This is a genomic window from Sphaerotilus hippei (assembly GCF_003201595.1).
In the GTDB taxonomy this organism is placed as follows: Bacteria; Pseudomonadota; Gammaproteobacteria; order Burkholderiales; family Burkholderiaceae_C; genus Sphaerotilus; species Sphaerotilus hippei.
On sequence record NZ_QJJS01000003.1, the window covers coordinates 49,740 to 73,517 of the forward strand.

At 71.2% G+C, this 23,778-nt stretch carries 19 protein-coding genes; 10 read left to right on the top strand and 9 right to left on the bottom strand.

The features are described 5' to 3' along the window. The first annotated feature begins 222 nt into the window (after positions 1-222). The 3 genes from C7444_RS03980 (at position 223) to C7444_RS03990 (ending at position 5,395) form a co-directional block, all read left to right on the top strand. Positions 223-2,451, top strand: coding sequence for a DUF1800 family protein (locus C7444_RS03980; protein ID WP_146219347.1), 2,229 nt, complete (start codon positions 223-225; stop codon positions 2,449-2,451). A 4-nt stretch (positions 2,452-2,455) separates the two neighbouring features. Continuing rightward, positions 2,456-3,880, top strand: a complete 1,425-nt coding sequence (locus C7444_RS03985) for a DUF1501 domain-containing protein (RefSeq protein ID WP_110399542.1) — start codon at positions 2,456-2,458, stop codon at positions 3,878-3,880. A 327-nt stretch (positions 3,881-4,207) separates the two neighbouring features. Further along, the gene (locus tag C7444_RS03990) at positions 4,208-5,395 is read left to right on the top strand and encodes a porin (RefSeq protein WP_110399543.1); all 1,188 of its coding nucleotides are present in this window, start codon (positions 4,208-4,210) and stop codon (positions 5,393-5,395) included. Between the two features lie 104 nt (positions 5,396-5,499). Here the strand turns inward: C7444_RS03990 and C7444_RS03995 are convergent, their stop codons facing one another. The 5 genes from C7444_RS03995 to C7444_RS04015 form a co-directional block, all read right to left on the bottom strand. Next, complete coding sequence (locus C7444_RS03995) at positions 5,500-6,282, bottom strand: arginyltransferase (RefSeq protein WP_110399544.1); 783 nt, start codon at positions 6,280-6,282, stop codon at positions 5,500-5,502. 80 nt (positions 6,283-6,362) lie between these two features. Then, on the bottom strand, positions 6,363-6,806 hold the full coding sequence (locus tag C7444_RS04000) for a response regulator (RefSeq protein ID WP_110399545.1): 444 nt from the start codon (positions 6,804-6,806) through the stop codon (positions 6,363-6,365). Then, on the bottom strand, positions 6,784-9,477 hold the full coding sequence (locus C7444_RS04005) for an ATP-binding protein (protein WP_110399546.1): 2,694 nt from the start codon (positions 9,475-9,477) through the stop codon (positions 6,784-6,786). Before C7444_RS04005 ends, C7444_RS04000 begins: the two co-directional genes overlap by 23 nt. Positions 9,478-9,606: 129 nt before the next feature. Further along, positions 9,607-10,344, bottom strand: a complete 738-nt coding sequence (aat, locus tag C7444_RS04010; protein ID WP_110399547.1) for a leucyl/phenylalanyl-tRNA--protein transferase — start codon at positions 10,342-10,344, stop codon at positions 9,607-9,609. Positions 10,345-10,360: 16 nt separating this feature from the next. Next, positions 10,361-11,494 (bottom strand): AIR synthase-related protein, encoded by a 1,134-nt coding sequence (locus C7444_RS04015; protein WP_110399548.1) that lies wholly within the window; start codon positions 11,492-11,494, stop codon positions 10,361-10,363. A 36-nt stretch (positions 11,495-11,530) separates the two neighbouring features. On the opposite strand from C7444_RS04015, the gene dnaX reads away from it, so the two are divergent. The 3 genes from dnaX to recR all read left to right on the top strand — a co-directional run bounded on the left by dnaX (position 11,531) and on the right by recR (position 14,893). Further along, entirely contained in the window at positions 11,531-13,870 is a 2,340-nt protein-coding gene (dnaX, locus tag C7444_RS04020) for a DNA polymerase III subunit gamma/tau (protein WP_110399549.1), read from the top strand. A gap of 62 nt (positions 13,871-13,932) precedes the next feature. After that, a complete protein-coding gene (locus C7444_RS04025; RefSeq protein WP_110399550.1) occupies positions 13,933-14,259 on the top strand; it encodes a YbaB/EbfC family nucleoid-associated protein in 327 nt (108 codons plus the stop codon). A 28-nt stretch (positions 14,260-14,287) separates the two neighbouring features. Continuing rightward, entirely contained in the window at positions 14,288-14,893 is a 606-nt protein-coding gene (recR, locus tag C7444_RS04030) for a recombination mediator RecR (protein WP_245909401.1), read from the top strand. A 36-nt stretch (positions 14,894-14,929) separates the two neighbouring features. Here the strand turns inward: recR and C7444_RS04035 are convergent, their stop codons facing one another. Together C7444_RS04035 and gloB are read right to left on the bottom strand one after the other, a co-directional pair. Beyond that, on the bottom strand, positions 14,930-16,726 hold the full coding sequence (locus C7444_RS04035) for a transglycosylase SLT domain-containing protein (RefSeq protein WP_110399552.1): 1,797 nt from the start codon (positions 16,724-16,726) through the stop codon (positions 14,930-14,932). Further along, positions 16,723-17,505 carry a hydroxyacylglutathione hydrolase gene (gloB, locus tag C7444_RS04040; RefSeq protein WP_110399553.1) on the bottom strand — a complete coding sequence of 261 codons (783 nt, stop codon included), beginning with the start codon at positions 17,503-17,505 and terminating at the stop codon, positions 16,723-16,725. Before gloB ends, C7444_RS04035 begins: the two co-directional genes overlap by 4 nt. Here gloB and C7444_RS04045 point away from each other — a divergent pair. After that, entirely contained in the window at positions 17,504-18,307 is an 804-nt protein-coding gene (locus tag C7444_RS04045) for a class I SAM-dependent methyltransferase (RefSeq protein WP_110399554.1), read from the top strand. The two genes, gloB and C7444_RS04045, sit on opposite strands and share 2 nt — an antisense overlap. Positions 18,308-18,381: 74 nt before the next feature. Then, the gene (gene rnhA, locus C7444_RS04050) at positions 18,382-18,870 is read left to right on the top strand and encodes a ribonuclease HI (protein ID WP_110399555.1); all 489 of its coding nucleotides are present in this window, start codon (positions 18,382-18,384) and stop codon (positions 18,868-18,870) included. A 23-nt stretch (positions 18,871-18,893) separates the two neighbouring features. Here the strand turns inward: rnhA and C7444_RS04055 are convergent, their stop codons facing one another. Then, the gene (locus C7444_RS04055) at positions 18,894-19,994 is read right to left on the bottom strand and encodes an acyltransferase family protein (RefSeq protein ID WP_170130622.1); all 1,101 of its coding nucleotides are present in this window, start codon (positions 19,992-19,994) and stop codon (positions 18,894-18,896) included. A 239-nt stretch (positions 19,995-20,233) separates the two neighbouring features. Here C7444_RS04055 and C7444_RS04060 point away from each other — a divergent pair, with 239 nt between their 5' ends. Both C7444_RS04060 and C7444_RS04065 read left to right on the top strand, forming a co-directional pair. After that, positions 20,234-21,421, top strand: coding sequence for a cation:proton antiporter (locus C7444_RS04060; protein ID WP_110399557.1), 1,188 nt, complete (start codon positions 20,234-20,236; stop codon positions 21,419-21,421). Position 21,422: 1 nt separating this feature from the next. Beyond that, complete coding sequence (locus C7444_RS04065; protein ID WP_110399558.1) at positions 21,423-22,556, top strand: YbdK family carboxylate-amine ligase; 1,134 nt, start codon at positions 21,423-21,425, stop codon at positions 22,554-22,556. A 6-nt stretch (positions 22,557-22,562) separates the two neighbouring features. On the opposite strand, the gene C7444_RS04070 is transcribed toward C7444_RS04065, so the two are convergent. Then, positions 22,563-23,777, bottom strand: a complete 1,215-nt coding sequence (locus C7444_RS04070) for a hypothetical protein (protein WP_110399559.1) — start codon at positions 23,775-23,777, stop codon at positions 22,563-22,565. Position 23,778: the final 1 nt, after the last annotated feature.

Genomic DNA, 23,778 nt, shown 5'->3' on the forward strand with positions numbered 1-23,778 from the left:
TGCGGGCCCTGTCTCTTTTCTGGCGCTTGTGTGGCGAGATGTTTCGCACCGGCGCCGCCGCACGAGGCAGCCCGCCTCAGGCTCGCACGAGCCTCGGAACACCGCTTACTTTTGCCCACTTTACGGGCTCGAAGTCGCTTCCGGAATCGACACAATGCGGATACCGAACAATGTGTACTTGTACAGATTCAAGTGCCGTTCTCCTGGCGCAGCCGTATCCGCATGTCCAAGACTCCACCCCGGAAACTCGCTTTCCTCTCGATGGCCACGGCCCTGGCCTTGTTGTCCGCCTGTGGCGGCGGTGGTGACGAGGCCGCCGAGGCGTCGGCCGCCACCGCGGCCGGCACCGACACCGCGGCAGCGGCCACGACCGATGGCACGACCACCACCACCGAGGCCCGCACGGCCCAGGCGCTGGCCGTCAGCACGCCGACGCTGACGGTGCGGGCCCGCGCGACGCTCTACGGCGGCGTGGGGCCGATCATGGTGGTGCGCATCAACGGCGTGCAGATCGGCAGCGTCGAGGTGCGCAGCACCACGACGGCCAGCTACTCGTTCTCGGCCGCCACGCTGGTCGGCGGGGCGAAGGTCGAGGTGGTGTTCACCAACGACCAGTACAACGCCAGCACCGGCGAGGACCGCAACCTCTACATCGAGCAGCTGAGCGACGGCACCTCCACCGTGCTGCCCACCGCCACCGGTGCGGTGGTGGACTGGGGCAGCGGTGCCGAGGCCTTCGACAACGTGCTGGTCTGGCCGGGGCGCACCGACCTCACGTCCGCCGGCGCGCTGCGCCTGACCTGGCCGGTGACCACGACCGCGTCGACCGCGGCCACCGTGCTGGCCCAGCGGGCCGAGGCCTCGCGTTTCCTGATGCAGGCCACCTTCGGGCCGACCCCGGGCGACATCGACACCGTGCTGGCCAAGGGCCAGTCCGGCTGGATCGATGCCCAGCTGGCACTGCCGGTGACGGACCATTACGTGCCCTACGTCGACCTGTCCTACAGCCTGGGTCCCGACTACCGGGCCGGTGGCTCCAAGCGCGATGGGTACCGGGTGTCGACCGCCTTCTGGTCGGCGGCCCGCTCGGCGCCGGACCAGTTGCGCCGGCGCACCGCGTTCGCGCTGCACCAGATCCTGATGGCGTCGATGAACGATTCGACGGTGGCCTACAACGACCGGGCCTATGCCCACTACCTCGACGGGCTGAACCGGCATGCGCTGGGCAACTTCCGGGCGCTGCTCGAGGAGGTGGCGCTCAGCCCGGCGATGGGCCTCTACCTGTCGCACCTGCGCAACCGCAAGGAGGACACCAGCACCGGTCGCCTGCCCGACGAGAACTTCGCCCGCGAGGTGATGCAGCTCTTCACCATCGGCCTCTACGAGCTCAACAGCGACGGCAGCTACAAGCGCGACAGCGCGGGCAAGCCCATCGAGACCTACGGCAACGCCGACGTGATGGCGATGGCCAAGGTGTTCACCGGCTTCAGCTGGGGTTTCCCGGACAGCCAGCTCACCGAAGCCAACTTCCTCTGGGGTGGGCCCGACTACACCCAGGCGGTCGACCAGCGGCTCGACGTGCAGCGCATGAAGGCCTATCCGGGCCAGCACTCCACCGCGCAGAAGACGCTGTTCGCGGGCAAGTCGTGGGCCGTCACCCTGCCGGCCGGCGCGACCGCGGCCAACGACCTGCGCATCGCGCTGGACACGCTGTTCAACCACCCCAACGTCGGTCCGTTCATCGGCCGCCAGCTGATCCAGCGCCTGGTGACCAGCCAGCCCAGCGCGGCCTATGTCGGCCGGGTGGCCGCGGTGTTCGCCAACAACGGCAAGGGCGTGCGCGGGGACCTCGCGGCGGTGGTGCGGGCCATCCTGACCGATGCCGAGGCGCGGGGCACGCCCACGGCCACCTCCGGCAAGCTGCGCGAGCCGGTGCTGCGGGTGGCGCACTGGATGCGGGCGTTCGAGTCGACCTCCGTCAGCAACACCTTCACCTTCAGCTGGGACGTGATGCCCACCGGGCAGATGGCGCTCTACGCGCCCTCGGTCTTCGGCTACTTCCGTCCGGGCTACGTGCCGCCCAACACCGCCTTCTCGACCAGCGGCATGACGGTGCCCGAGTTCCAGATCGTCAACGAGGCCACCGCGGCGAGCTGGGTCAACCTGGCCGAGAACATGGCCTGGTACGGCCTGGGCTGGGTCAACAACCGCCAGGAGATCTCCTCGGCCTACGCCGAGCAGGTGCGCCTGCTGAACGCGGGGGACACCGCCGGTTTCCTCGACAGCCTCGACGTGATGCTGATGGGCGGGCGCATGAGCACGTCCCTGCGCCAGGCCATCACCGACGCCATGGCCACCGTCTGGGTGACCGGCAGCGGCTCGGCGCTGGCCCGCACCCGCATGGCGGTCTTCATCGTCATGGCCTCCCCTGAATACCTCGTGCAACGCTGACGCCATGACCACTTCGCGACGACACTTCCTTCGCACCGCCTCCGGCCTGGCTGCCGCGGTCGGTCCGCTCCACACCCACCTGGCCTCGCCGTTCGCGCTCAGCCTCGCGGGGCTGGGGGCGATGGCCTCCCAGAGCGCCTCGGCGGCCGACACCAGCGGCTACCGCGCCCTGGTCTGCCTGTTCATGAACGGCGGCAACGATGCCCACAACTGGGTGGTGCCCATCGACGCCACGGGCCATGCCCAGTACACGGCCGTGCGCCGCGAGCTGGCCTGGCCGCTGGCCCGGCTGCAGGGCATCACCAGCACGACCCAGGGCTCGGGCCGCAGCTTCGGCATGCCGCAGGAGCTGGCGCCGCTGCGCAGCTGGTACGAGGCGGGGCGGGCGGCGGTGCTGGCCAACGTCGGCCCGCTGGTGCGGCCGATCACCAAGGCCGAATACCTGGCCGGCACGGCCCTGCCCAGCAAGCTCTTCTCGCACAACGACCAGCAGTCGACCTGGCAGTCGCTGTCGCCCGAAGGGGCGCTGTCGGGCTGGGGCGGACGCATGGGCGACCTGCTGATGTCGGCCAACTCGCAGCCGGTGTTCACCGCGGTGTCCTCGGCCGGCAATGCGGTGTTCCTGTCGGGCAACAGCGTGACGCAGTACCAGGTCAGCGTCGACGGCCCGGTGGGCGTCAACCACCTCACCCGCGGCTGGGGGCTGGAGTCGAACTCGGCGTCGCCCGTGCTGCGCACGGTGCTGCAGACCTCCGGCAGCAACGTGTTCCAGTCCGAGTACGCCCGGGTCATGCGGCGATCGCTCGAGACGGCCGCGACGCTGCGCACCGCGCTGTCGTCCACCGCGGTGCCCGCGCTGCCGACCTCGGCCATCGCCCTGCCGTCGGGCGGCACGCTGAACCTGAGCCAGGACGACCTCGCCCGCCAGTTGCGCATCGTCGCGCAGATGATCGGCGCCGGCCCCGCCATGGGCATGCGCCGCCAGGTCTTCATGGTGTCGATCGGCGGCTTCGACACCCATGCCTTCCAGTGGCGTGACCAGCCGCTGCTGATGTCGCGCGTGGCCCATTCGGTCGACTGGTTCCTGCGCACGCTGCAGGGCATCGGCCTGTTCGACAACACCCTGCTGTTCACCGCCAGCGACTTCGGCCGCACGCTGACGAGCAACGGCGCGGGCAGCGACCACGGCTGGGGCTCGCATCACTTCGTCGCCGGCGGGGCGGTGCGTGGCCGCACGATCTACGGCAGCTTCCCGGTCACGGCGCTGGGCACGGCCACCGACGCCGGCTCCGGGCGCCTGCTGCCGACCACCTCGGTGACCCAGTACGCCGCGACGATGGGGCGCTGGATGGGCCTGACGTCGTCCGAGCTGGCGACGGTGCTGCCCGACCTGGGCAACTACTCGAACACCGCCCTCGGTTTTGTGTGACGGTTGTCGGACGACGGGTTACCGAGGGGTTTCACCAGGGAGCGGGCCGACGCCAGAGCGAAGACGCAAGATCGGCGGGCTGAAACCGTTGTCACCACGGTTCATCGTCCGTGCAGACCCGGATGGACGCGCGGGCCTTGCGACGAAGCAGGGTCCGGGCCGGCCGTTGCGGGCGTCCCGCGGCGACACTGATCCGGCCCGGCGGGCCGGGAGAACCCTTGAAATGGGATCGATCCGGCCGGGCGCGCCGGTGGCACGGAACTGGCCCCTGAGGGTTCAGCCTGCAACAGCAGGTGTTCGACCGAACCCATCAGAAGGAGACCTTCCATGCAACCGACGATCCTCGCCCGCGCCGCCGCCCTGTGCCTGCTGGCTGCTGCCGGCAGCAGCCACGCCGTCAGCTTCACCCAGGGCGACATGACCCTGGACATCAATGGCACGATCAACGGCTTCTACCTGAACCGGGACGTCACCACCACCGTCAAGGCCACCGGCGCCCAGACCAGGACGCAGGACAGCGCCGTCGGCAACGGCCTGCTGCCGGGCTGGATCAACTTCGTGGCCACCACCAAGGTGGATGAGCAGGACATCAAGGCGCACATCAGCTTCGCCCCGGGCCTGAACAACAACTCCACCATCGTCGGCCTGCCCAATGCGGCCACGCCCGGCAATGGCAATCCCTACAGCCAGATCGACACGCGCAACGTCTACTTCCAGTTCGGCAACGCCAGCTGGGGCCGCCTGAAGTTCGGCCGTGACATCGGCCTGTTCGGCCAGAACGTCATCCTGTCGGACATGACGCTGCTGGGCGTGGGTGGCACGACCGGAGCCAACATCCCGTTCAACACCACCTTCGGCATGATCGGCCACGGCTACATGTACACCGGCTTCCAGCCGCAGATCACCTACTCGACGCCGGACCTGGGTGGCCTCTCGGCGGCCGCCGGCATCTTCCAGCCGAGCAAGTTCGCCGGGGATTCCACCAAGAGCCCGGGTTTCCAGGCCAAGGTCGACTACGACTTCAAGGGGGCGGCCAACGGCAAGGTCTGGGCCGGGCTGGTCAGCCAGAACACCCACTGCTCGAACTCGCCCTGCAGCACGCCGGCCTTCAACGCCCGCGGCTTCGAGCTGGGGGCCAAGGCCGGCGTCGGGGATTTCGAGGCGCTGGCCTACGGCTTCACCGGCAAGGGCCTGGGCCTGTCGACCGTCGGGGCCCAGTTCTTCGGCGGCAGCGACGGCGCCGGCAACCGCACCGAGTCCAAGGGTTATTTCCTGCAAGGCACCTACAGGATGGGGGCGACCAAGCTCGGCCTGAACCTGGGCCAGAACAAGGACAAGGGCGGCGTGCTGGGGGCGGGCAACGAGCGCAAGAACACGGCCTACACCGCCGGCGTCTACCACGCGCTCAACAAGTACATCACCCTGGTGGGCGAGTACAACAACGAGAAGGTCACCGACAGCACGACCGAGACCAGGTCGCGCACGCTGTCGCTGGGTGGCATCGTCTTCTTCTGATCCCGGTCACGCCGGGGCACGGGCCCGGCCCGTGAAGTGACGGCGGCGTGTGCGGGGTGGGCCGCACGCGCCGTCTTCCTTTCGGGCCCGGGACCGTCGGGCCGTCAACCGGCCTCGGCAGGCGCCTGATGGCCACCCGGGCGGGCCGGATCGCCGTGGCGCTGCCAGCGGCCGTCGGCCGCCAGCAGCTCGTGGGGCAGGAACTGCGACTTGTAGGCCATCTTGCGGCTCTGGTCGATCCAGTAGCCCAGGTAGACGTGGGGCAGCCGCAGCTCGCGCGCCTGCTCGATCTGCCACAGCACGTTGTAGGTGCCGTAGCTGGCCTCGTCGTCGGGCTCGTAGAAGGTGTAGACCGCCGACAGGCCGTCGTCGAGCACGTCGAGGATGGAGACCATCTTCAGCACGTCGCGGCCATCGGGCTGGCGCTGGCGGAACTCCACCAGCCGCGAGTTGACCCGGCTCTGCAGCAGGAACTGGGTGTACTGGTCGATCGAATCCTGGTCCATGCCGCCGCCCGAGTGGCGCTGCATCTGGTAGCGCAGGTAGAGCGCGTAGTGCTCGTCGACGAAACCCAGCCGCATGACCCGGGCCTCGAGCCCCTGGTGGGCCTTCCAGGCGCGGCGCTGGCTGCGCCGGGGCTGGAAGTCGGCCACGGGGATGCGCAGCGGCACACAGGCCCGGCAGCCGTCGCAGTAGGGCCGGTAGGTGAACAGGCCGCTGCGGCGGAACCCCGCGGCCACCAGCTCCGAGTAGGTGTCGGCGTGGATCAGGTGCGAGGGCGTGGCCACCTGGGAGCGCGCCTGCCGCCCGCCCAGGTAGCTGCAGGGGTAGGGCGCGGTGGCATAGAACTGCAGCTGCGCGAGTGGAAGATCCTTCGGGTAGGTCACGGTACGGCGGTCCCTCGTGCCGGGCGCACGCTCCATCGGCGTCGGCCCCGGTGCACCGTCATCATAGGGTCACCGGCGCCTCAGCGGGCGTCGAGCCCCGGCGGCGGGGCGTTGGTGGCCACCCAGTAGACCCCCAGGGCCGCCACGGTCCGGGCGAAGTCGTCGAAGTCGAGCGGCTTGCGCACATAGCTGTTGGCGCCGTTGCGGTAGCTGCCCAGGCGGTCGATCTCCTCGTCCGACGAGGTCAGGATCACCACCGGCAGCAGGCGGGTCTGCTCGCGTGCACGCAGCTCGGCCAGCACCTCGACGCCCGACAACCGGGGCAGGCCGATGTCCAGCAGCACGACCGTGGGCAGCAGCGGCCCTTCCCGGTCGGCGTATTCGCCCTGGCGAAACAGGTAGTCGAGCGCCTGCTGCCCGTCGCGCACGACGTCGATGCGGTCGACCACGTCGGCCCGGCGCAGCGCCCGCAGCGTCAGCTTCTCGTCCTGGGGATTGTCCTCAACCAGCAGGATGGTCTTCATGGTCGTCGGCCCCGGGTGCAGGCACCGGGGCGGGAGTGAGGGTGAACATGAACCGTGCGCCCCGGCCGGGTTCACCCCGGGCCTGCAGGTCGCCGCCGTGGCGGCGCACGATGCGGTAGACCGTGGCCAGGCCGATGCCCAGACCGGGAAACTCGTCGATGCGGTGCAGTCGCTGGAAGGGCTTGCCCAGGCGCTGGGCGTATTTCATGTCGAAGCCGCTGCCATTGTCCTCGATGGCGATCCAGTCGCGCCCGTCCTGCCGCAGGCCTTGCACATGCAGCCGTGCCGGCGTGGAGCGGGCGGTGTATTTCCAGGCATTGCCCAGCAGGTTGCGCATCAGCGCGTCGAGCATGCGGCGGTCGCCGCACTGCGACAGGCCCGGGTCGATCTGCCACTGCACCTGCCGCCCGGGCTCGGTGCGCTGCAGCTCCTCGAGCAGCCGCGTCGCCATCTGCGAGACGTCGACCTCGTCGTGGCGCAGGTCGCCGCGGGTGATGCGCGAGAGCGCCAGCAGCCCGTCGATCAGCTCGGCCATGCGCTGGCTGGCCAGGATGATCTGCTGCAGGTCGTCACGCCCCTCGTCATCGAGGCGTGGTCCCTGGTCCTCGATCAGCGACCTCGAGAAGCCGCTCATCGCCCGCAGCGGGGCGCGCAGGTCGTGCGAGACCGCGTAGGCGAAGCTGTCGAGCTCGGCGTTGGCCGCGGTGAGCTCGGCCGTGCGGGCCTGCACCCGTTCCTCGAGCGCGGCGTTGAGCGCGCGCACCGCGTCCTCCGCCTCCCGCAGTTCGGTGACGTCCTGCAGCGCCGCCTCGAGCCGGACCACCCGGCCCCGCTCCTGCACCGGCAGGCCCTGCATGCGCACGCTGCGGGTGGTGCCATCGCCACGCTGCAGCGTCAGGATCAGGTCCCAGGCCTCCTGCTGTCCGAAGCCCCGCTCGATCGCGGCCGTCAGCGCGCTGCGCGAGGCCGGGTCGTAGGCCAGCAGCGCCTCGTCGGCGGGCAGGGCGCTGCGCCCCGGCTGGCCATGGATGCGCGCGGTCTCCTCGGTCCACGTGACCTGGCGCGGCTCACGTTCGCAGGCCCAGCCGCCCACGTGCGCCAGCGCGCTGGTGCGCTCGAGCAGGCGGTGCAGCGCCAGCAGGTCCCGTTCGATCAGGCGCTGCACCGTCACGTCGCGCATCACCACATGGTGGGCCCGCTGGCCGCGGTCGAAGAAGGCCGACACCGTCACCTCCACCTCGCGGGCCTCGCCGTCCAGGCGCCGCAGCGTGTGCAGGCCCGGGCGGACCCGCGTGCCGGTGACGGGGCCGTCGCCGGATCCGTCCAGCGCCTCGGGCGGATGCAACGTGTGCACGGGCCGGCCGATCAGCGCCCGCGCCTCACCGGCGCCGAACAGGGCCGCACAGGCGCGGTTGGCCAGCACGACGCGGCCGTCCTGGTGCACGCAGACCGCGTCGGGCGATTCCTCGAACAGCGCCAGGTAGCGCTGCGCCATCTCCTCGCGCTGCTGCATCTGGTCGCGGGTGCGTTCGTGCAGCTGGTGCAGGGCGCTGGTCAGCTGGCCCAGCTCGTCCGGGCGCTGCGGGCCGGGGTCGGCGGACCGCTGGCCGGGCGTGTCGTTCTGGAGCTGCCGCGCGGTGCGGGCCAGCGCCACGATCGGGCGGCTCAGCCGTCCGGCCAGCCACCAGCTCAGCACCGCGAACATCAGCGCCCAGCCCAGGCCGAGCGCCAGCACGCGCTGCTGCAGTTCGGTCGCGTGCAGGCGCACCCCTCGTGCATCCTGGCGCAGCAGCAGCGTCCAGTCCGGCAGGTCGACCCGCTCCAGCACCGGTCCGGCCCGGTTCAGGTGCAGGCCCACCGACACATGCTCGCTCCCGTCGGGCCAGGCCAGCGTGACCGAGGCGGGCCGGTCGATCACCTCGTCCAGCTCGGGCATCACCAGCCGCTGGCCATTGAGCGGCGGCGGGCCGATCCAGACCTGTCCCAGGGCATCGGTCACCACCAGATCGGCGGCGGCGGTCTGGGTGTCGGCGCCGAGCATGGCCTTGCTGTCGGCCTCGATCAGCTCCCAGCCCAGATGGGCGATCAGCACCGCGCCGGGCTGGCCGTTGCTGTCGTAGACCGGGATCGCCAGATCGAGCAGCCGGGGCAGGCCCCCCTCGGGATGAGGCGGCAGCTGGTAGCGCAGCGAGTCCGACAGGTAGACATTGCCGATGACGGGCTGCCGCCGCGCGAGCTGGAACCAGGGGCGAGCGGAAAAGTCGACCAGGCGCTGCAGCTCGCCGGTCGAGACCCGCACCTGCCCGTCCTGGTCGACCAGGCCCAGCCAGACGAAGCCCGACTGCGACAGCTTGAGCTGCTCCAGCGCCACGCGGATGTCGAGGTCGCTGAGCGTGCCGTCCACCCAGCCGGGCAGCGAGGTGGCCCGCTCCATCTCCTGCAGGTGGCCGACCAGCCTGAGGGCCAGCGAGCGCTGCATCTGCTGGAGCTGCAGGCGCGCGATCTGGCCGACCCGCATCTCCAGCTGCTGCATCTCGAAGCGGAACACCGCGGTCGCCGCGGCCACCGCCAGCAGCACGCCGGTCAGCCCGAAGACGAGGGCAAAACGCGCCCGCACATTGCGGCGCGGATCCCACAGCGACAGCAGCTTGCCCAGGGTCGACTCCATCATGGTCCGTCCATCGGACCATTGTCGACAGCGGGCCCGGGGCCTGCCACTCGGGATAGATCCCCAGCGACAGCGGGCCGGAAATGCGCTGCAAGAAAGTACAGGGTCCGGCGCACGCCCGGGGGCCGCGCGTCAGGCCAGCGTGTCCCACCAGCGGGGCGACAGCACGAAACGCTGCGGCCCGGGCTGCGGCGTCACCGCCTGCAGATGGGCCTCGAAGGCCTCGCGCGGGACCGGTGCCGCGCCCATCGACGCCAGGTGGCGGGTCTGCTGCTGGCAGTCGATCCAGGGGATGTGCTGCTCGCGGCACCAGGCCACCAGCGCCGCCAGCGCGATCTTGGAGGCGTCGGTGCGGTGCGCGAACATCGACTCGCCGAAGAACATGCGGCCGATGCACACGCCGTAGAGGCCGCCCACCAGCTCGCCGTCGATGCGCGTCTCGATGCCGTGCACCCCGCCCAGGGCGGCCCAGCGCATGTAGGCCCGCTGCATCGCGGGCACGATCCAGGTGCCGGACTGGCCCTCGCGGGGCGTGCCGGCGCAGGCGCGGATCACGGCGGGGGTGTCGCGGTCCATGACCACCTCGCAGCCGGGGGTGGCCATGAAGCGCTGCACCACCTTGCGCAGCGAGCGGTGGTAGCGGAAGTCGGCGGTGGCCAGCACCATGCGCGGCGACGTGCTCCACCAGAGGATGGGGTCGTCGTCGCCGAACCACGGGAAGATGCCGTGGCGATAGGCCTGGTCCAGCCGCGCCGGGCTCAGGCAGCCGCCGGCGGCCAGCAGGCCGGCCGCGCCGCTGTCCTCGCCCAGCGCCTGCGACGTGGGCGGGAACGGGGCGAGGGGATCGTGGTCGGGCAGCCAGGGCAGCATGGCGAACCCGGCCGGATCAGCGCAGCTGCAGGTCGTCGTTGCCGAACTCGATGCCCAGCGGCTCGATCAGCAGGCGCTTCGGGCCGGCCTCGACCACGCCGGCGTTCCAGGCGGCGATGCCCTGGGCACGGGCGATCTCGACCGTGCGCTCGGCGTCCTCGGCCTGGACGAAGATCGCGAAGCCCGCGCCCATGTTCAGCGTCGAATAGGCCTCGCGGTCGTCCTGCCGGGCGTGCTGCTGCATGAAGGCCAGCACCGGCGTGACCGGCGGCACGGTGTGGATGCGGTAGGTCAGCTCGGCCGGGTGGCGCAGCAGCTTGCGCCAGCCGTGGCCGGTGATGTTGGCGCAGTAGCGCGGCGCGATGCCGGCCTTCCACAGCGCCTCGGTGACCGGCGAATACAGCACGGTCGGGGCCAGCAGCGCCTCGCCGTAGCTCAGGCCGGGCCGGACCTCGGTCAGGTAGCCCTGCGGCAGGCGCTCGACCAGCTTGCGCGCCAGGCTCAGGCCGTTGGCGTGGATGCCGCTCGATTCCAGCAGGACGATGGCGTCGCCGGCGCCGAGCTGGTCACCGACCGACAGTCGCTCCTTCGGGTTGATCAGGCCGGTGCAGGAGGCGGCCAGGTCGATGCGGCCGGCCTCGACGATGCCCGCCAGTGCCGGGGTCTCGCCGCCGCCCCAGGCGACGTTGCAGACCTCGCAGGCCTTCTTCCAGCCGGCCACCAGGGCCTGGGCACGGGCGTTGTCGCCGAACCAGTCGGAGCCGCCGGCGGCCCAGTAGGCCTGCACCACCAGCGGCGTGGCGCCGACGGTGATCAGGTCGTTGACCGCCATCGCGATCGTGTCCTGGGCGATGCCGTCGTAGTAGCTGCGGCCCGTCAGCGTGGCCATCTCGTCGGCCACCAGGGTCTTGGTGCCCAGGCACTCGACGATGGAGGCGATGTAGAACGGGCCGACGTCGACGACGTAGGCGGATTCGCCGCGCGAGGCGGCGACTTCGGTGAAACCGTGGCCGGCCAGCTGCGTCGCGGTCGACGCGGCGGCACGCTGGGCCGAGATCTTCAGCGGGTCGATGAGGTCGTAGTTCACCCCGGCCTGCTCGTAGCTGAGCGTGCCCGGGTCGGTGGATTCGTGAGGTGCGGCGGGATTCATGGGGCTGGATTATCGGGCACCCTAGAATCGCGCCCCATGTCATACGTCGTTCTGGCCCGTAAATATCGCCCGCGCAGCTTCGCCGAGATGGTGGGGCAGGAGCATGTCGTGCAGGCGTTGAGCAATGCGCTCACCCGTGGACGGCTGCACCACGCCTACCTGTTCACCGGCACCCGCGGGGTGGGCAAGACCACGGTCTCGCGCATCCTGGCCAAGAGCCTGAACTGCACCGGCCCCGACGGGCAGGGGGGCATCACGGCCCATCCCTGCGGCGTCTGCCCGGCCTGCCGCGACATCGATTCCGGTCGTCACGTCGACTACGTCGAGCTCGACGCGGCCTCCAACCGCGGGGTCGACGAGATCAGCCAGCTGCTCGACCAGGCGGTCTACAAGCCGGTGGTCGGGCGCTTCAAGGTCTACCTGATCGACGAGGTGCACATGCTCTCGACGACGGCCTTCAACGCGATGCTCAAGACGCTCGAGGAGCCGCCCGAGTACCTGAAGTTCGTGCTGGCCACCACCGATCCGCAGAAGGTGCCGGTCACGGTGCTCAGCCGCTGCCTGCAGTTCAACCTGAGGCCGATGGCGCCGGAGACGGTCGAGTCGCACCTGGCCACCGTGCTGACGGCCGAGCAGGTGCCGTCCGAGCCGGCCGCGCTGCGCCTGCTGGCGCGCGCGGCCCGCGGCTCCATGCGCGACGCGCTGTCGCTGACCGACCAGGCCATCGCGTTTGCCGGCGGGCAGCTGGCCGAGGCCCCGGTGCGCCAGATGCTCGGGGCCGTCGACCGCGGCCACGTGGTCCGGCTGGTCGAGGCGCTGGCCGCCAGCGACGGGGCCGCCATGGTCGAGGTGGTGAACCAGCTGCGTGGCCTGGGGCTGTCGGCCACCGGTTTCCTGGAGGAGCTGCTGGCGCTGGCGCAGCAGATGGCGGTGGTGCAGGCCGTGCCGGCGGCGCTGGATGCGGCCGATCCGGAGGCGCCGGTCGTGCAGCGCCTGTCGGGCCTGCTGCCCGCCGACGAGATCCAGCTGCTCTACAGCATCGCGCTGCACGGCCGCACCGAGGTGGGCCTGGCGCCCGACGAGTACAGCGGCCTGGTGATGGTGCTGCTGCGCCTGCTGGCCTTCCGACCGACCGGCGGCGGCGCAGGTCCGTCACCGGCCCCGGGCCGCGGACCGGCGACCGGCGCGACCTCGGGCACCGCCCCGACGGCAGCTGCCGTGACGGCCGTGTCGCCCGCCCCGACGGCCGCAGCCGTCCAGACTCGGGTCCAGGCACCCGCACCCGCACCCGCACCCGCACCCGCACCCGCACCCGCACCCGCACCCGCACCCGCACCCGCACCGGTGCAGGCGGCCGCGCCGGTGTCCGCCGTCGCCCCCGAGCCGCCGCGGCTCCCCGCCGAGCCTGCCCGATCCCTGTCCGGGTCACCGAACGCACCGGTCCGGTCTTCTGCTGCGGTCCAGGAGGCCGCTCCGGCCGGTGCCTCACGCCGGCCGGAGCGGCCGGCGGTTGCCCCGTCGCCCGTGGCGCCCGCCGTGGTGTCGCGTGCTGCGGCGCCGTCGCGCGAGTCGCTGTCCGAGCCGCCGCCCTGGCTCGACATCCCGCCCGAGGACATGAACGCCGGTGCCGGCAGCGCCGCTCCGCCCTGGGACGAGCCGTCCCCGGCGGCCGCGCCCGTGAAGACCGTGCCGGCCCCGCTGTCCGGGCTGGATCCGGAAGGGGTCGCCCGGGCCGCCCAGGCGCTGATGGCCGATGCCGCGGCGGCCATGGACCGCGCACTGGGTGAGCCGCCCCGCTCGGCGCCGCGCCGGCTGGCCGAGCCGTCCGCTCCTGCTCCTGCTCCTGCTCCTGCTCCTGCTCCTGCTCCTGCTCCTGCTCCTGCTCCTGCCGCCCGCCAGGTCATTCCCCACGCGGCCCGCCCGGCCGATGTGGCCGCCGCCGCGACCGCCTTGAACGTGGTGCCGCCGGCCGCCGATGCGATGATGCAGCGCTGGATGATGGTGGCCGAGCAGCTGTTCGCACGCGGGGTGCTGGCCGGCATGGTGCGCGAGCTGGCCTGGCAGGCCCAGTGCGTGGCCGTGGAGGCGGCCGAAGGGGGTGAACGCTGGGTGCTGCGGGTCGAACGTGAATCGCTGCGCCAGCCCAGCCACCGCGACCGCCTGCAGGCGGCGCTGGGGGATCTGCTGGGGCATGCGGTGCGCATCGAGATCCAGGCCGCGGCGGTCACCGACAGCGCGGCCCGTCGTGACATCGCCGCCAAGGCCCGTGCCCAGGCCGAGGCCGAGGCCTTCATCCTCGAGGACCCCGTCGTCCAGCAGCTGCTGGCGCAATACCCGACCGCCCGGGTCGTGCCCGGGTCGATCCGGCCACGCTGACCCGGCCGGCGCCCGGGGCGCCGATCTTTTTCTCCCATTGCTGTCGTTGAAAGGACAAACCCATGCTCAAAGGACAACTCGCCGGCCTGATGAAACAGGCGCAGGCCATGCAGGACAACCTCAAGAAGGCCCAGGATGAACTGGGCCTGATCGAGGTGGAAGGCCAGTCCGGCGCCGGTCTGGTCAAGGTCGTCATGACCTGCAAGCACGACGTCAAGCGCATCACCATCGACCCGAGCCTGCTGGCCGACGACAAGGACATGCTCGAGGACCTGGTGGCCGCGGCCTTCAACGACGGCGTGCGCCGTGCCGAGGCACTGAGCCAGGAGAAGATGGGCAAGCTGACCGCCGGCATGCCGATGCCCCCGGGCATGAAGTTCCCGTTCTGACCGGTCCGGTCCTGGACGTCCGCCTGCCATGAGCCTGCCTGACGAACACCCGCCGGGTCTGATGGCCGCGCTGATGGACGGTCTGCGCCGCCTGCCCGGCGTGGGCGCCAAGTCGGCGCAGCGCATGGCCTACCACCTGCTGCAGCACGACCGCGAGGGGGCGCTGCAGCTGGGCCGGGCGCTGGAGGCGGCGGTCATGGGCATGCGCCATTGCGAGCGCTGCCACACCTTCACCGAGGCCGCGGTCTGCTCGACCTGCCTCGATGCGGCCCGCGACCCGCGCCTGCTCTGCGTGGTCGAGTCGCCGGCCGACCAGGCCGCGCTCGAGCGCACCGGCAGCTACCGCGGCCTGTACTTCGTGCTGATGGGCAAGCTGAGCCCGCTCGACGGCATCGGGGCGTCCGACATCGGCCTGCCCCTGCTGATCGAGCGGGCATCGGACCCCGCGCTGCGCGAGGTCATCATCGCGACCAACTTCACCGCCGAAGGCGAGGTGACGGCCCACGTCATCGGCGAGACGCTGCGCAGCCGCGGCCTGCGCGTCACGCGGCTGGCCCGTGGCGTGCCGATCGGCAGCGAGCTGGAGTACGTGGACCTGGGCACGATCGCCCATGCACTGAGCGACCGGCGCTGAAACCCGGGGGGCCGGCACCGCGGTGCCGGCCGGAGTTCAGCGGGCCTGCGCGACCCGGGCCGTGGCCACGCGGACCGGCTTGGCCGGCGTGCTCCTGGCCGAGGCGGTCGCCTTGTTCTTGTCCTTGCCGGCCTTCAGGGCCACGCTGACCGCGCCGCGGCGCTTGTCGCCCTTATCGGCTTTTTCCGCCTTGGCCGAGCGCTTGCGCTCGCTCTTCGAGCCGATGCGGCCGGCCGGGCGATCGTCGTCGCGCTCGGCCGCGGTCGGGCGACCGACCTTGGTGGCCTTGGCCGGCTGGAACATCACCAGGCTCTGGCCCGAGCTCAGGCGGCTGCCCAGGCTCATGCGGTTCCACTCGGCCAGCTGGTTCGCGCCGACGCGGTAGCGCCGGGCCAGGCTGGCCATCGTGTCGCCCTTGCGGGCCTTGATGGCGACCCGCTTGAGCGGGGGCAGGTCCGGGGCCAGCGCCATCTGCGCGTTGTCGGCCACATGCTCGGGCACGTCCTGCTCGCGGTGCGCGCTGCGCGGCACCAGCAGGGTCGAGCCGGACTTGACCAGCATCTTGGGCGGCACGCGGTTGATCTCGCGCAGCGCGGCCTCGCTCATGCCCACGGTGCGTGCGGCGTCGGCCGGTCGCATGGTGCTGGGCACGACCCAGGCCGTCCAGCTGGCCAGCGTGCCGCGGTGCTGCTTCAGGCGCGAGACGAAGGCGCTGGCGTTGTCGTAGGGCAGCAGCACCTGGGGCGTGCCGGCCGCCAGGATCACCGGCTTGTTCATCTGCGGGTTCAGCGTCTTGAACTCGTCGAGCGAGATGCCGGCCAGCCGGGCGGCGAGGTCGACGTCGATGTCCCGCTCGATGGGTACGCTGACGAAGTAGGGGTGGTTCTGCAGCGGCGGCAGGTTCAGGCCGAACTCGGCCGGGCGCGAGACGATGTTCTTGACCGCCAGCAGCTTGGGCACGTAGTTGCGCGTCTCCGCCGGCATGCTCAGGCTGAGGTAGTCGGTGGGCAGGCCGGCGCGCTGGTTGCGCGCGATCGCCTTGCCGACGTTGCCCTCTCCCCAGTTGTAGGCTGCCAGCGCCAGATGCCAGTCGCCGAACTGCCGGTGCAGCCGCGCCAGGTAGTCGAGTGCCGCGCGGGTGGAGGCCAGCACGTCGCGGCGGTCGTCGCGGAAGATGTTCTGCTTGAGGTCGAAGTCACGCCCGGTCATCGGCATGAACTGCCACATGCCCGAGGCCTTGGCCGAGGACATCGCCCCCGGGTTGAAGGCGCTCTCGATGAAGGGCAGCAGCGCCAGTTCGGTCGGCATGCGGCGCTTCTGGACCTCCTCGACGATGTGGAAGAGGTAGAGCGAGCCGCGGGTGGTCATGCGCTGCACGTAGTCCGGGCGGTTGGCGTACCAGTTCTCGTGGTCACCCACCAGCGGGCTGTCGATGTCGGTCATGCCAAAACCGCCGCGCACCCGGTGCCACAGGTCCTCGCGGGCCTTCTGGTCGTCGAAGCGGATCTCTTCCTTCGGCTCGAGCGGGTCGGTCACGACCAGGGTCTCGATCGGTGCGGCCACCGCGGCGGGCACGCCGGTCGCGACCGCACCCGGCGTCGAGGCCACCGCCTCGGCATCGCCCATCTCGGGCCGGCCGGCCGGCGCGGCGGCGACCGGATCCGCCGCGGCCTGTCCGGCGTGGGCCACGGTGGTCAGCGCCGGCGGTGCCTCGAGTTCGGCGAACGTCGACGGCGTCGAGGCGCAGCCGGTCAGCGTCAGCACCAGGATGCCCAGGGCGGCGGTGATCGGACGCAGGCGCGCGGGCGGGGCAGAGCGGAGGGCGGACGTCATCGGTGGCTGTTCTTCCATGAACGTAGCGCGGCAAAGACCGAAAGGCGATCGGGTGGGCAGCCCGAATGGGCGACCACGGATCGCATCACGGCGGCGTCATCGCAGCGCAGGAACGGATTGATCTGCCGCTCCACCTCGAGGGTGGAAGGCAGCGTGGGGAGCAACTGGCCGCGCTGTGCGATGCACCGTTGCTCATGGGCGGCCAGGGCCGCGTTGGCAGGATCGACCTCGCGGGCGAACCGGAGATTGGACAGAGTGTACTCATGTGCGCAGCACACCTGGGTATTCCCCGGCAGTGCGCTCAGGCGATCGAGCGAGTCCTGCATCTGCCGCGGCGTGCCCTCGAACAGCCGGCCGCAGCCGGCGGAGAACAGCGTATCGCCGCAGAACAGCACCGGAGCCGTCTGGCCGGCGAGCGTCACGGCCTCGCAGACATAGGCGACGTGATGGGCGGTATGGCCGGGGACCTCCAGCACCTGCCACTCCAGGCCGAGCAGCGACAGGCGATCGCCTTCGCCCACCCGCGTGCAGTCGAAGGGCAGCACCTCTCGGGCCGGCCCCCAGACCGGCGCGCCGGTCCGCTGCCGCAACTCCGCCACGCCCCCGGTGTGATCGGCGTGGTGGTGGGTCACTAGAATGGCGTCGAGCTTCAGCGAAGCCGCGGCGAGTGCCTCCAGCACGGGCGCGGCCTCGCCCGGGTCGATCACGATGGCCCGACGGCCGTCATGGAGCAACCAGAGGTAATTGTCGGCAAAGGCGGGCAGTGCGCAGAGATTCATGGCGAACGATCGATCGATTATAGGGATTGACAACTGGCTGCTATCGGCCAGCGGACGCTATCTGCTGGCGTGGGAGCAGGCCCAGATCGACCGCATCGTGGCCGACATCTTCGGCTTCCATGCGATCCAGGTCGGCTGGCCCGCGCTCCAGGGGCTGCGCTCGAGCCGGATGGGCCACCGCTGGCTGCTCTGCGATGCCGAGCAGGCCGGCTGGGCGGTGCCCGAGGGCGCGACGACGCTGCCCAGCGTGCTGGCCGACTTCGAGGCCCTGCCATTTCCGGCCCAGAGCCTGGATCTGGTGGTGCTGCCGCACACCCTCGAGATCGCCAGGGATCCGCACCATACCCTGCGGGAGGTCGAGCGGGTGCTGCGGCCCGAAGGGCGCCTGGTGGTGCTCGGCTACAACCCGGCCAGCCTGATGGGCGCCGGCTGCCTGGCGCGCCGGGCGCTGGCTCGGCTGGGCCCGATGCCCGCCCTGTGCCCGCTGCCGCCCCAGGCCGAGCTGATCGGCTGGCGCCGCCTGCGTGACTGGCTGCGCCTGCTGGGCCTGGAGATCGAGGCCGGCGGCCATGGCTGCCATCGCCCGCCCTGGCTGTCCGAGCGCTGGCTGCAGCGCACCGAATGGCTCGACGGGGCCGGCCAGCGCTGGTGGCCGGTGCTGGGCTCGACCTACTGCATGGTGGCCATCAAGCGGGTGCGTGGCATGCGCCTGCTCGGTCCGGCATGGCAGCCGCGCCGCCGGCCGGCCGCGCAGCCGGCCATGGTGGCGCGCCACGTCGGGCCGGATCGCCGCGCCCGCTGAGATTGTGCGACCTGACGGGTCGCTCCCTTTTTTCCACCCGCTTCCACTTCTTCGATCCCACGATGGACCTTGGCATGACCGATTCTTCTCCCGCCGCAGCCCCTGCGCCGTCCGTGACCCGTCCGAAGGTCGTCATCTACACCGACGGGGCCTGCAAGGGCAATCCCGGCCCGGGCGGCTGGGGCGTCTGGCTGCGCAGCGGCGAGCACAGCAAGGAGCTGTGGGGCGGCGAGTCCGCCACCACCAACAACCGCATGGAGATGACCGCGGTGATCGAGGCGCTGGCCAGCCTGAAGCGCAACTGCGACATCGTGCTCTACACCGACAGCGAGTACGTCAAGAACGGCATCACCACCTGGATCCACGGCTGGAAGGCACGCGGCTGGAAGACCGCGGCCCGCCAGCCGGTCAAGAACGTCGAGCTGTGGCAGCGCATGGATGCGCTCGCGCAGCTGCACCGCATCGACTGGCGCTGGGTCAAGGGCCACGCCGGTGATCCCGGCAACGAGAAGGCCGACGAGCTGGCCAACCGCGGCGTCGAGCAAGCGCTCGGCCGGCGCTGAGGCTTGGCCGGACGGGCCGCCGGTCAGCCGAAGGACGGCGTCGCGGCCCCCGAGGGGTCGGTGCGCAGGTGATCGTGCCAGGCCGTGAGGCGCCGCCTCAGGGCCCGGTCCAGCGGGATCAACGCCGCGGCCACGGCGACCGAGCCCAGCGCGGTGACCGCCGTCTGCGCGACCGGGCCCAGGCCCGCCACGCCCGGGATCTCGTACATCAGGCGATAGACCGGGAAGTGCACCACGTACAGCGGGTAGGACAGCTCGCCCAGCCGCGTGCAGGCCGCCCGCATCGGCCCCTGTTCGATGGCCAGCGTGCTGGCGGCCCAGATCGCCAGCGGAGCGACGACCAGGGAGACCGCGAGCGCGATGGCGCCGCTCTTGGTCATGAACGACAGGAACATCAGGCCCACCAGCCCGAGCGCCAGCCCGCGTGGCGGCGTGCCCAGGCGCCGGCCATGCCGGCAGATCAGCACGCCCATGAAAAATCCGGCCGTCACCCGCGGAAAACCGTAGATGAAATTCGCCTGGCCCCACCCCGGATTGACCTCCATGATGGCCAGCGTGCAGCCGATGAAGAGCGCCAGCGTCGCGGCGGTGAAGGCCACGAGATTGAGCCGCTTCCAGTGCGCCATGCACAGGAAGAACACCACGTTGACGAACAGCTCGAAGAACAGCGACCACGCCGGGCCGTTCAGCGGGAATATCTCGCCGCTGATGCCGGTATCGCCGAAAGGCCAGAAGGAACTGTTGAAATAAGGCAGCAGCAGCATGCCCAGCATCGCGGCATTCATCATCTCGACCGGATTGATGGTGCCGGGTCGGGTATTGACGTAGAGCACCGCCGCGAGCATGCCCAGCACCAGCCCGCACAGGTAGAGCGGGCCCAGGCGGATCAGGCGCTGGATGAAGAAGTGGCCGATGCCCATGCCTTGCCGGATCTTGCCGTCGTAGCTGTGGCAGATGACCAGGCCCGACAGGATGAAGAACAGGTCGACCGAGATCCAGGCCGCGCCGATCCAGTGGTGGCCGTTGAGCTGGCTGAAATGGAAGACCACCACCGCGATGGCGGCCAGGCCGCGGATGCCGTCCAGGAAATCGTATCGCTGCTTGCTGCGGGGGGGCGACGCCATGCGCTCGTTCATTTCGGTATCGGTCGATCGGCCGTATCGGCCAGGCACAGGAAAACCCGGTGGGAGTGCCTTGATGATAATTTGGGCAGGGTATTTTCCGGTTTCAGATCGGTGCTCCGGCTTCGTCGTCTTGCAGGGCGTGGCCGCGGGGGGCGGCGGACGTGACAGCATGAAAACGCGAAAATCCGTCATCTGGCGTGGGCATAATCGATCGCTTCGCGACTCCAGCCATCCTCGCCATGCCGCTCGACGTCACGATCCTTGAACAACTGGCCTGGCCCGTCACGGTGATGGCCGCCTGGCTGGCCGGTGAGCTCGGCCACCGCTGGACCGGCCTGCCGCGCATCAGCCTCTACGGCCTGGTCGGCTTCCTGCTCGCCTCGCCGCAGGTGGGCGTGCTGCCCGCCCGGCACAGCGACGTGATGCTGCTGCTGGCCGACATCGCCTTCGGGCTGATCCTGTTCGAGCTGGGCTACCGCATCAACCTGCGCTGGCTGCGCTGCAACCCGTGGATCGCGGTGATGGGGCTGGTCGAGTCGCTGATCACCTTCATCGCGGTGGCCGCACTGGCGCTGTGGTGGGGGCAGCCCGCGACCACGGCGCTGCTGCTGGCGGCGCTGGCGATGTCGACCTCGCCGGCGGCGGTGCTGCGGGTGGTCAACGAACAGCGCTGCACCGGCCAGGTGACCGAGCGGGTGATGCACCTGTCGGCGCTCAACTGCGTGCTGTCGGTGCTGGTGTTCAAGGTCATCGTCGGCTGGGTGGTGCTCGAGACCTCGGGCAACGTCTGGCAGGCGCTGTCGAGCAGCGTGCTGGTGCTGGTGCTGTCGGCCGGGCTGGGCGCGCTGGCCGGGCTGGCGATGCCCTGGGTGCTGCGGGCCTCGGACCGCAGCCGTCCCGACGCCACGGTGGTCTTCGCGATCATGGTCGTGCTGCTGGTGGCCGTGGTGCATGCGCTGCGCCTGTCGCCGGTGCTGGCCACGCTGACCTTCGGCCTGCTGGCCCGCCACCGCAGGCTGGTGCTCAGCCAGGCGCAACGCAACTTCGGCCCGCTCGGCGACCTGCTGGCCATCGTGCTGTTCGTGTTCATCGCCGCGACGCTGGAGTGGTCCAAGGTGGCCGCCGGCCTGGGCCTGGGGCTGGCGCTGGTGCTCGTGCGGGCCTGCACCAAGACGCTGGGCGTGGCGGCGTTCTCGCGGGTCAGCGGCGTGTCCTGGCGCAAGGGCCTGCTGAGCGGCCTGGCGATGACACCGATCTCGGTCTTCGTCATCCTGGTGCTCGAGCAGACCCGTTTCCTGGGCGTGGACCTGGTCGACCAGCTCGCGCCGCTGGGGGCGGCGACGCTGCTGCTGGACATCTTCGGGCCGGTGCTGACGCAGCGTGCCCTGGTCTGGGCCGGAGAGGCCCACCCCGAGGAGGGCCGCTGAGATGCCGCTGGAAACCTTCAAGGCCTCCCGGCCGCTGACCCTCGGCGTCGAGCTGGAGCTGCAGCTGGTCAGCCTGAGCGACTTCGACCTGGTCGCGGCGAGCCAGGACATGCTGGCGCTGCTCGGCCGCGCGCCGTTCCCCGGCACGGTCACGCCCGAGATCACCGAGAGCATGATCGAGATCGCCACCGACGTGCACACCCGCCACGACGAGCTGCTCGCCCAGCTCGTGCGGGTGCGCGATGCCCTGGTGGCCGCCGGTGACCGGCTCAACATCGGCCTGTGCGGCGGCGGCACCCATCCGTTCCAGCGCTGGACCGAGCGGCGCATCTACCCCAAGCCGCGCTTCAAGGAGGTCTCGACGCTCTACGGCTACCTGGCGCGCCAGTTCACCATCTTCGGCCAGCATGTGCACGTGGGCTGCGAGAGCGGGGACGACGCGATGTTCCTGCTGCATGCGCTCAACCGCTACGTGCCGCACTTCATCGCGCTGTCGGCGTCGTCGCCGTACGTGCAGGGGCAGGACACGCTGTTCCAGTCGGCCCGGCTGAACTCGGTGTTCGCTTTCCCGCTCAGCGGCCGGGCGCCGTTCCTGCTGAGCTGGCAGGACTTCGAGGAGCGTTATTTCGCCAAGATGGAGCACACCGGCGTGGTGCGCAGCATGAAGGACTTCTACTGGGACATCCGCCCCAAGCCGGAGTTCGGCACCATCGAGCTGCGGGTCTGCGACACGCCGCTGGCGGTCGACCGCGCCGCCGCGCTGGCGGCCTACCTGCAGGCGCTGTGCCGCCACCTGCTGCAGCGCCGCGAGCCCGATCCGCAGGAGGACGACTACCTCGTCTACAACTACAACCGCTTCCAGGCCTGCCGCTTCGGCCTCGACGGCGTGGCGGTGCATCCCCGCAGCTACGAGCCGCTGCCGCTGCGCGAGGACATCCTTCAGACCTTGCAGGCACTGCGGCCGCACTTCACCGCGCTGGGCAGCGAGGCGGGCATGGAGCACCTGGTGCGCGGCCTGCAGGAAGGCGGGGACGCCGCCTGGCTGCGGACCCAGCAGGACCGGCGTGGCAGCGTCGAGGGGGTCGTCGATGCGGCGCTGGAGCGTTTTCGCGCCCCGGTCGTTGCGTCCGCCTGAGCGCCGTCAGAACTCGACCACGTCGACCGTCACGCCGCGGGTGGCCAGGCTCCAGCGCGCGCGCGTGGCCTCGTCGCGGCTGGTGAACGGCCACCACACGGCGTGGCAACTGCCGTCGCGTCCGGTCATCAGCTCGGTGCGGCTGGGCGGGTCGGTCGGGCCGTGGCGCTGCTGGGCCACCTGCATGCGCTCGAACAGCTCCTTGCAGCGTGCGGTGGTGTGCGGGCCGCGGCTGACCAGCGCGTAGTAGCCCGGGGGGGGCGGGTCGACCCGGGGGGCGCTGGCCGGGGCCGCCGAGGCCGCCGGCATGGGGCCGGACGCCGCGGTGCGACCCTCGACGGCCGCGGAGGCGGCTTCGGCCGTCCCGTCGGGGACGCCGCTGGCGGCCGGGCTGGTCGGCTCGGCGCTGGCCGCTGTCGCCACTTTGTCCACTTCCGCAGCGCTGGCCGCACGGGCGGCCGAGGCGGCGACCGAGGCCGCTGGCGCCGCTGCATGGGCGGCCGCGCCCCCTGTGGCACCGGGCCACCAGCGCCAGGCGGCCGCCGGCAGCAGGATCAGCAGCAGCGCGAGGCCGGCGGCCGCGGCGATGCGCCGACGGCTCAGCCGGCGCCGGCCCAGCACGACGGGCCGGCCGCCGCCGGCGGGGGCGATGAGCAGGCGCTGGCGGTCCTCGCCGGAAGCGCCCGTGCGCACGATGGCCGCGGTCAGCAGGTGCAGCCAGACCGTTTCGGTGCCGTCGCCGCCGCCGGGGGGGGGCTCGACCGCCACTTCCCGGCAGGGCCAGTCGGCCTCGCCGGGCGGCTCGGTGCTGCCGTGCCGGGCGGCCCAGCGGGCCACCTGGGCCGGTGACCAGGGGGCGATGAAATCTTCGGTGAAGGCCGGCTGCAGCCGGTCCGCCCCGGCCTCGGTGTCCGCCGTGATGCCGCCGAGCCGCGGCGGCAGGCGCGAGCGCAGCGCCCGGATGGCCGAGCGCCAGGCCTGGCGCAGCGCGTGCAGCCGGCCCGGCGACGAGGCGGTGGGGGCGGCCGCTGCCTCGGTCACCTCGGTCACTCCGGTGGTGGCCTGCTGCTGCGCCGGGTCGGCGCCGCCGACCCGGCGGAACGGCAGCCTGACGGTGCCGATGGCCCCGATCTGGTTGAGCTGCAGGCGTTCGGCCAGCGGCAGGCGGTGCTGCCAGGACAGCACCTGCGTGGCGACTTCCTTCAGGCGCGACGCGTCCATG

Excerpts from the sequence above, each read along its gene's own strand:
- C7444_RS04000 (WP_110399545.1), bottom strand. The coding sequence starts at position 6,806 with ATGAAGACCATCCTGCTGGTTGAGGACAATCCCCAGGACGAGAAGCTG.
- C7444_RS04065 (WP_110399558.1), top strand. The coding sequence starts at position 21,423 with ATGCCGCTGGAAACCTTCAAGGCCTCCCGGCCGCTGACCCTCGGCGTC.
- C7444_RS03980 (WP_146219347.1), top strand. The coding sequence starts at position 223 with ATGTCCAAGACTCCACCCCGGAAACTCGCTTTCCTCTCGATGGCCACG.
- C7444_RS03990 (WP_110399543.1), top strand. The coding sequence starts at position 4,208 with ATGCAACCGACGATCCTCGCCCGCGCCGCCGCCCTGTGCCTGCTGGCT.
- C7444_RS04070 (WP_110399559.1), bottom strand. The coding sequence starts at position 23,777 with ATGGACGCGTCGCGCCTGAAGGAAGTCGCCACGCAGGTGCTGTCCTGG.
- aat (WP_110399547.1), bottom strand. The coding sequence starts at position 10,344 with ATGCTGCCCTGGCTGCCCGACCACGATCCCCTCGCCCCGTTCCCGCCC.
- C7444_RS04005 (WP_110399546.1), bottom strand. The coding sequence starts at position 9,477 with ATGATGGAGTCGACCCTGGGCAAGCTGCTGTCGCTGTGGGATCCGCGC.
- C7444_RS04015 (WP_110399548.1), bottom strand. The coding sequence starts at position 11,494 with ATGAATCCCGCCGCACCTCACGAATCCACCGACCCGGGCACGCTCAGC.
- C7444_RS03985 (WP_110399542.1), top strand. The coding sequence starts at position 2,456 with ATGACCACTTCGCGACGACACTTCCTTCGCACCGCCTCCGGCCTGGCT.
- recR (WP_245909401.1), top strand. The coding sequence starts at position 14,288 with ATGAGCCTGCCTGACGAACACCCGCCGGGTCTGATGGCCGCGCTGATG.
- C7444_RS04025 (WP_110399550.1), top strand. The coding sequence starts at position 13,933 with ATGCTCAAAGGACAACTCGCCGGCCTGATGAAACAGGCGCAGGCCATG.
- dnaX (WP_110399549.1), top strand. The coding sequence starts at position 11,531 with ATGTCATACGTCGTTCTGGCCCGTAAATATCGCCCGCGCAGCTTCGCC.
- C7444_RS04055 (WP_170130622.1), bottom strand. The coding sequence starts at position 19,994 with ATGGCGTCGCCCCCCCGCAGCAAGCAGCGATACGATTTCCTGGACGGC.
- C7444_RS04035 (WP_110399552.1), bottom strand. The coding sequence starts at position 16,726 with ATGACGTCCGCCCTCCGCTCTGCCCCGCCCGCGCGCCTGCGTCCGATC.
- rnhA (WP_110399555.1), top strand. The coding sequence starts at position 18,382 with ATGACCGATTCTTCTCCCGCCGCAGCCCCTGCGCCGTCCGTGACCCGT.
- C7444_RS04060 (WP_110399557.1), top strand. The coding sequence starts at position 20,234 with ATGCCGCTCGACGTCACGATCCTTGAACAACTGGCCTGGCCCGTCACG.
- gloB (WP_110399553.1), bottom strand. The coding sequence starts at position 17,505 with ATGAATCTCTGCGCACTGCCCGCCTTTGCCGACAATTACCTCTGGTTG.
- C7444_RS04045 (WP_110399554.1), top strand. The coding sequence starts at position 17,504 with ATGGCGAACGATCGATCGATTATAGGGATTGACAACTGGCTGCTATCG.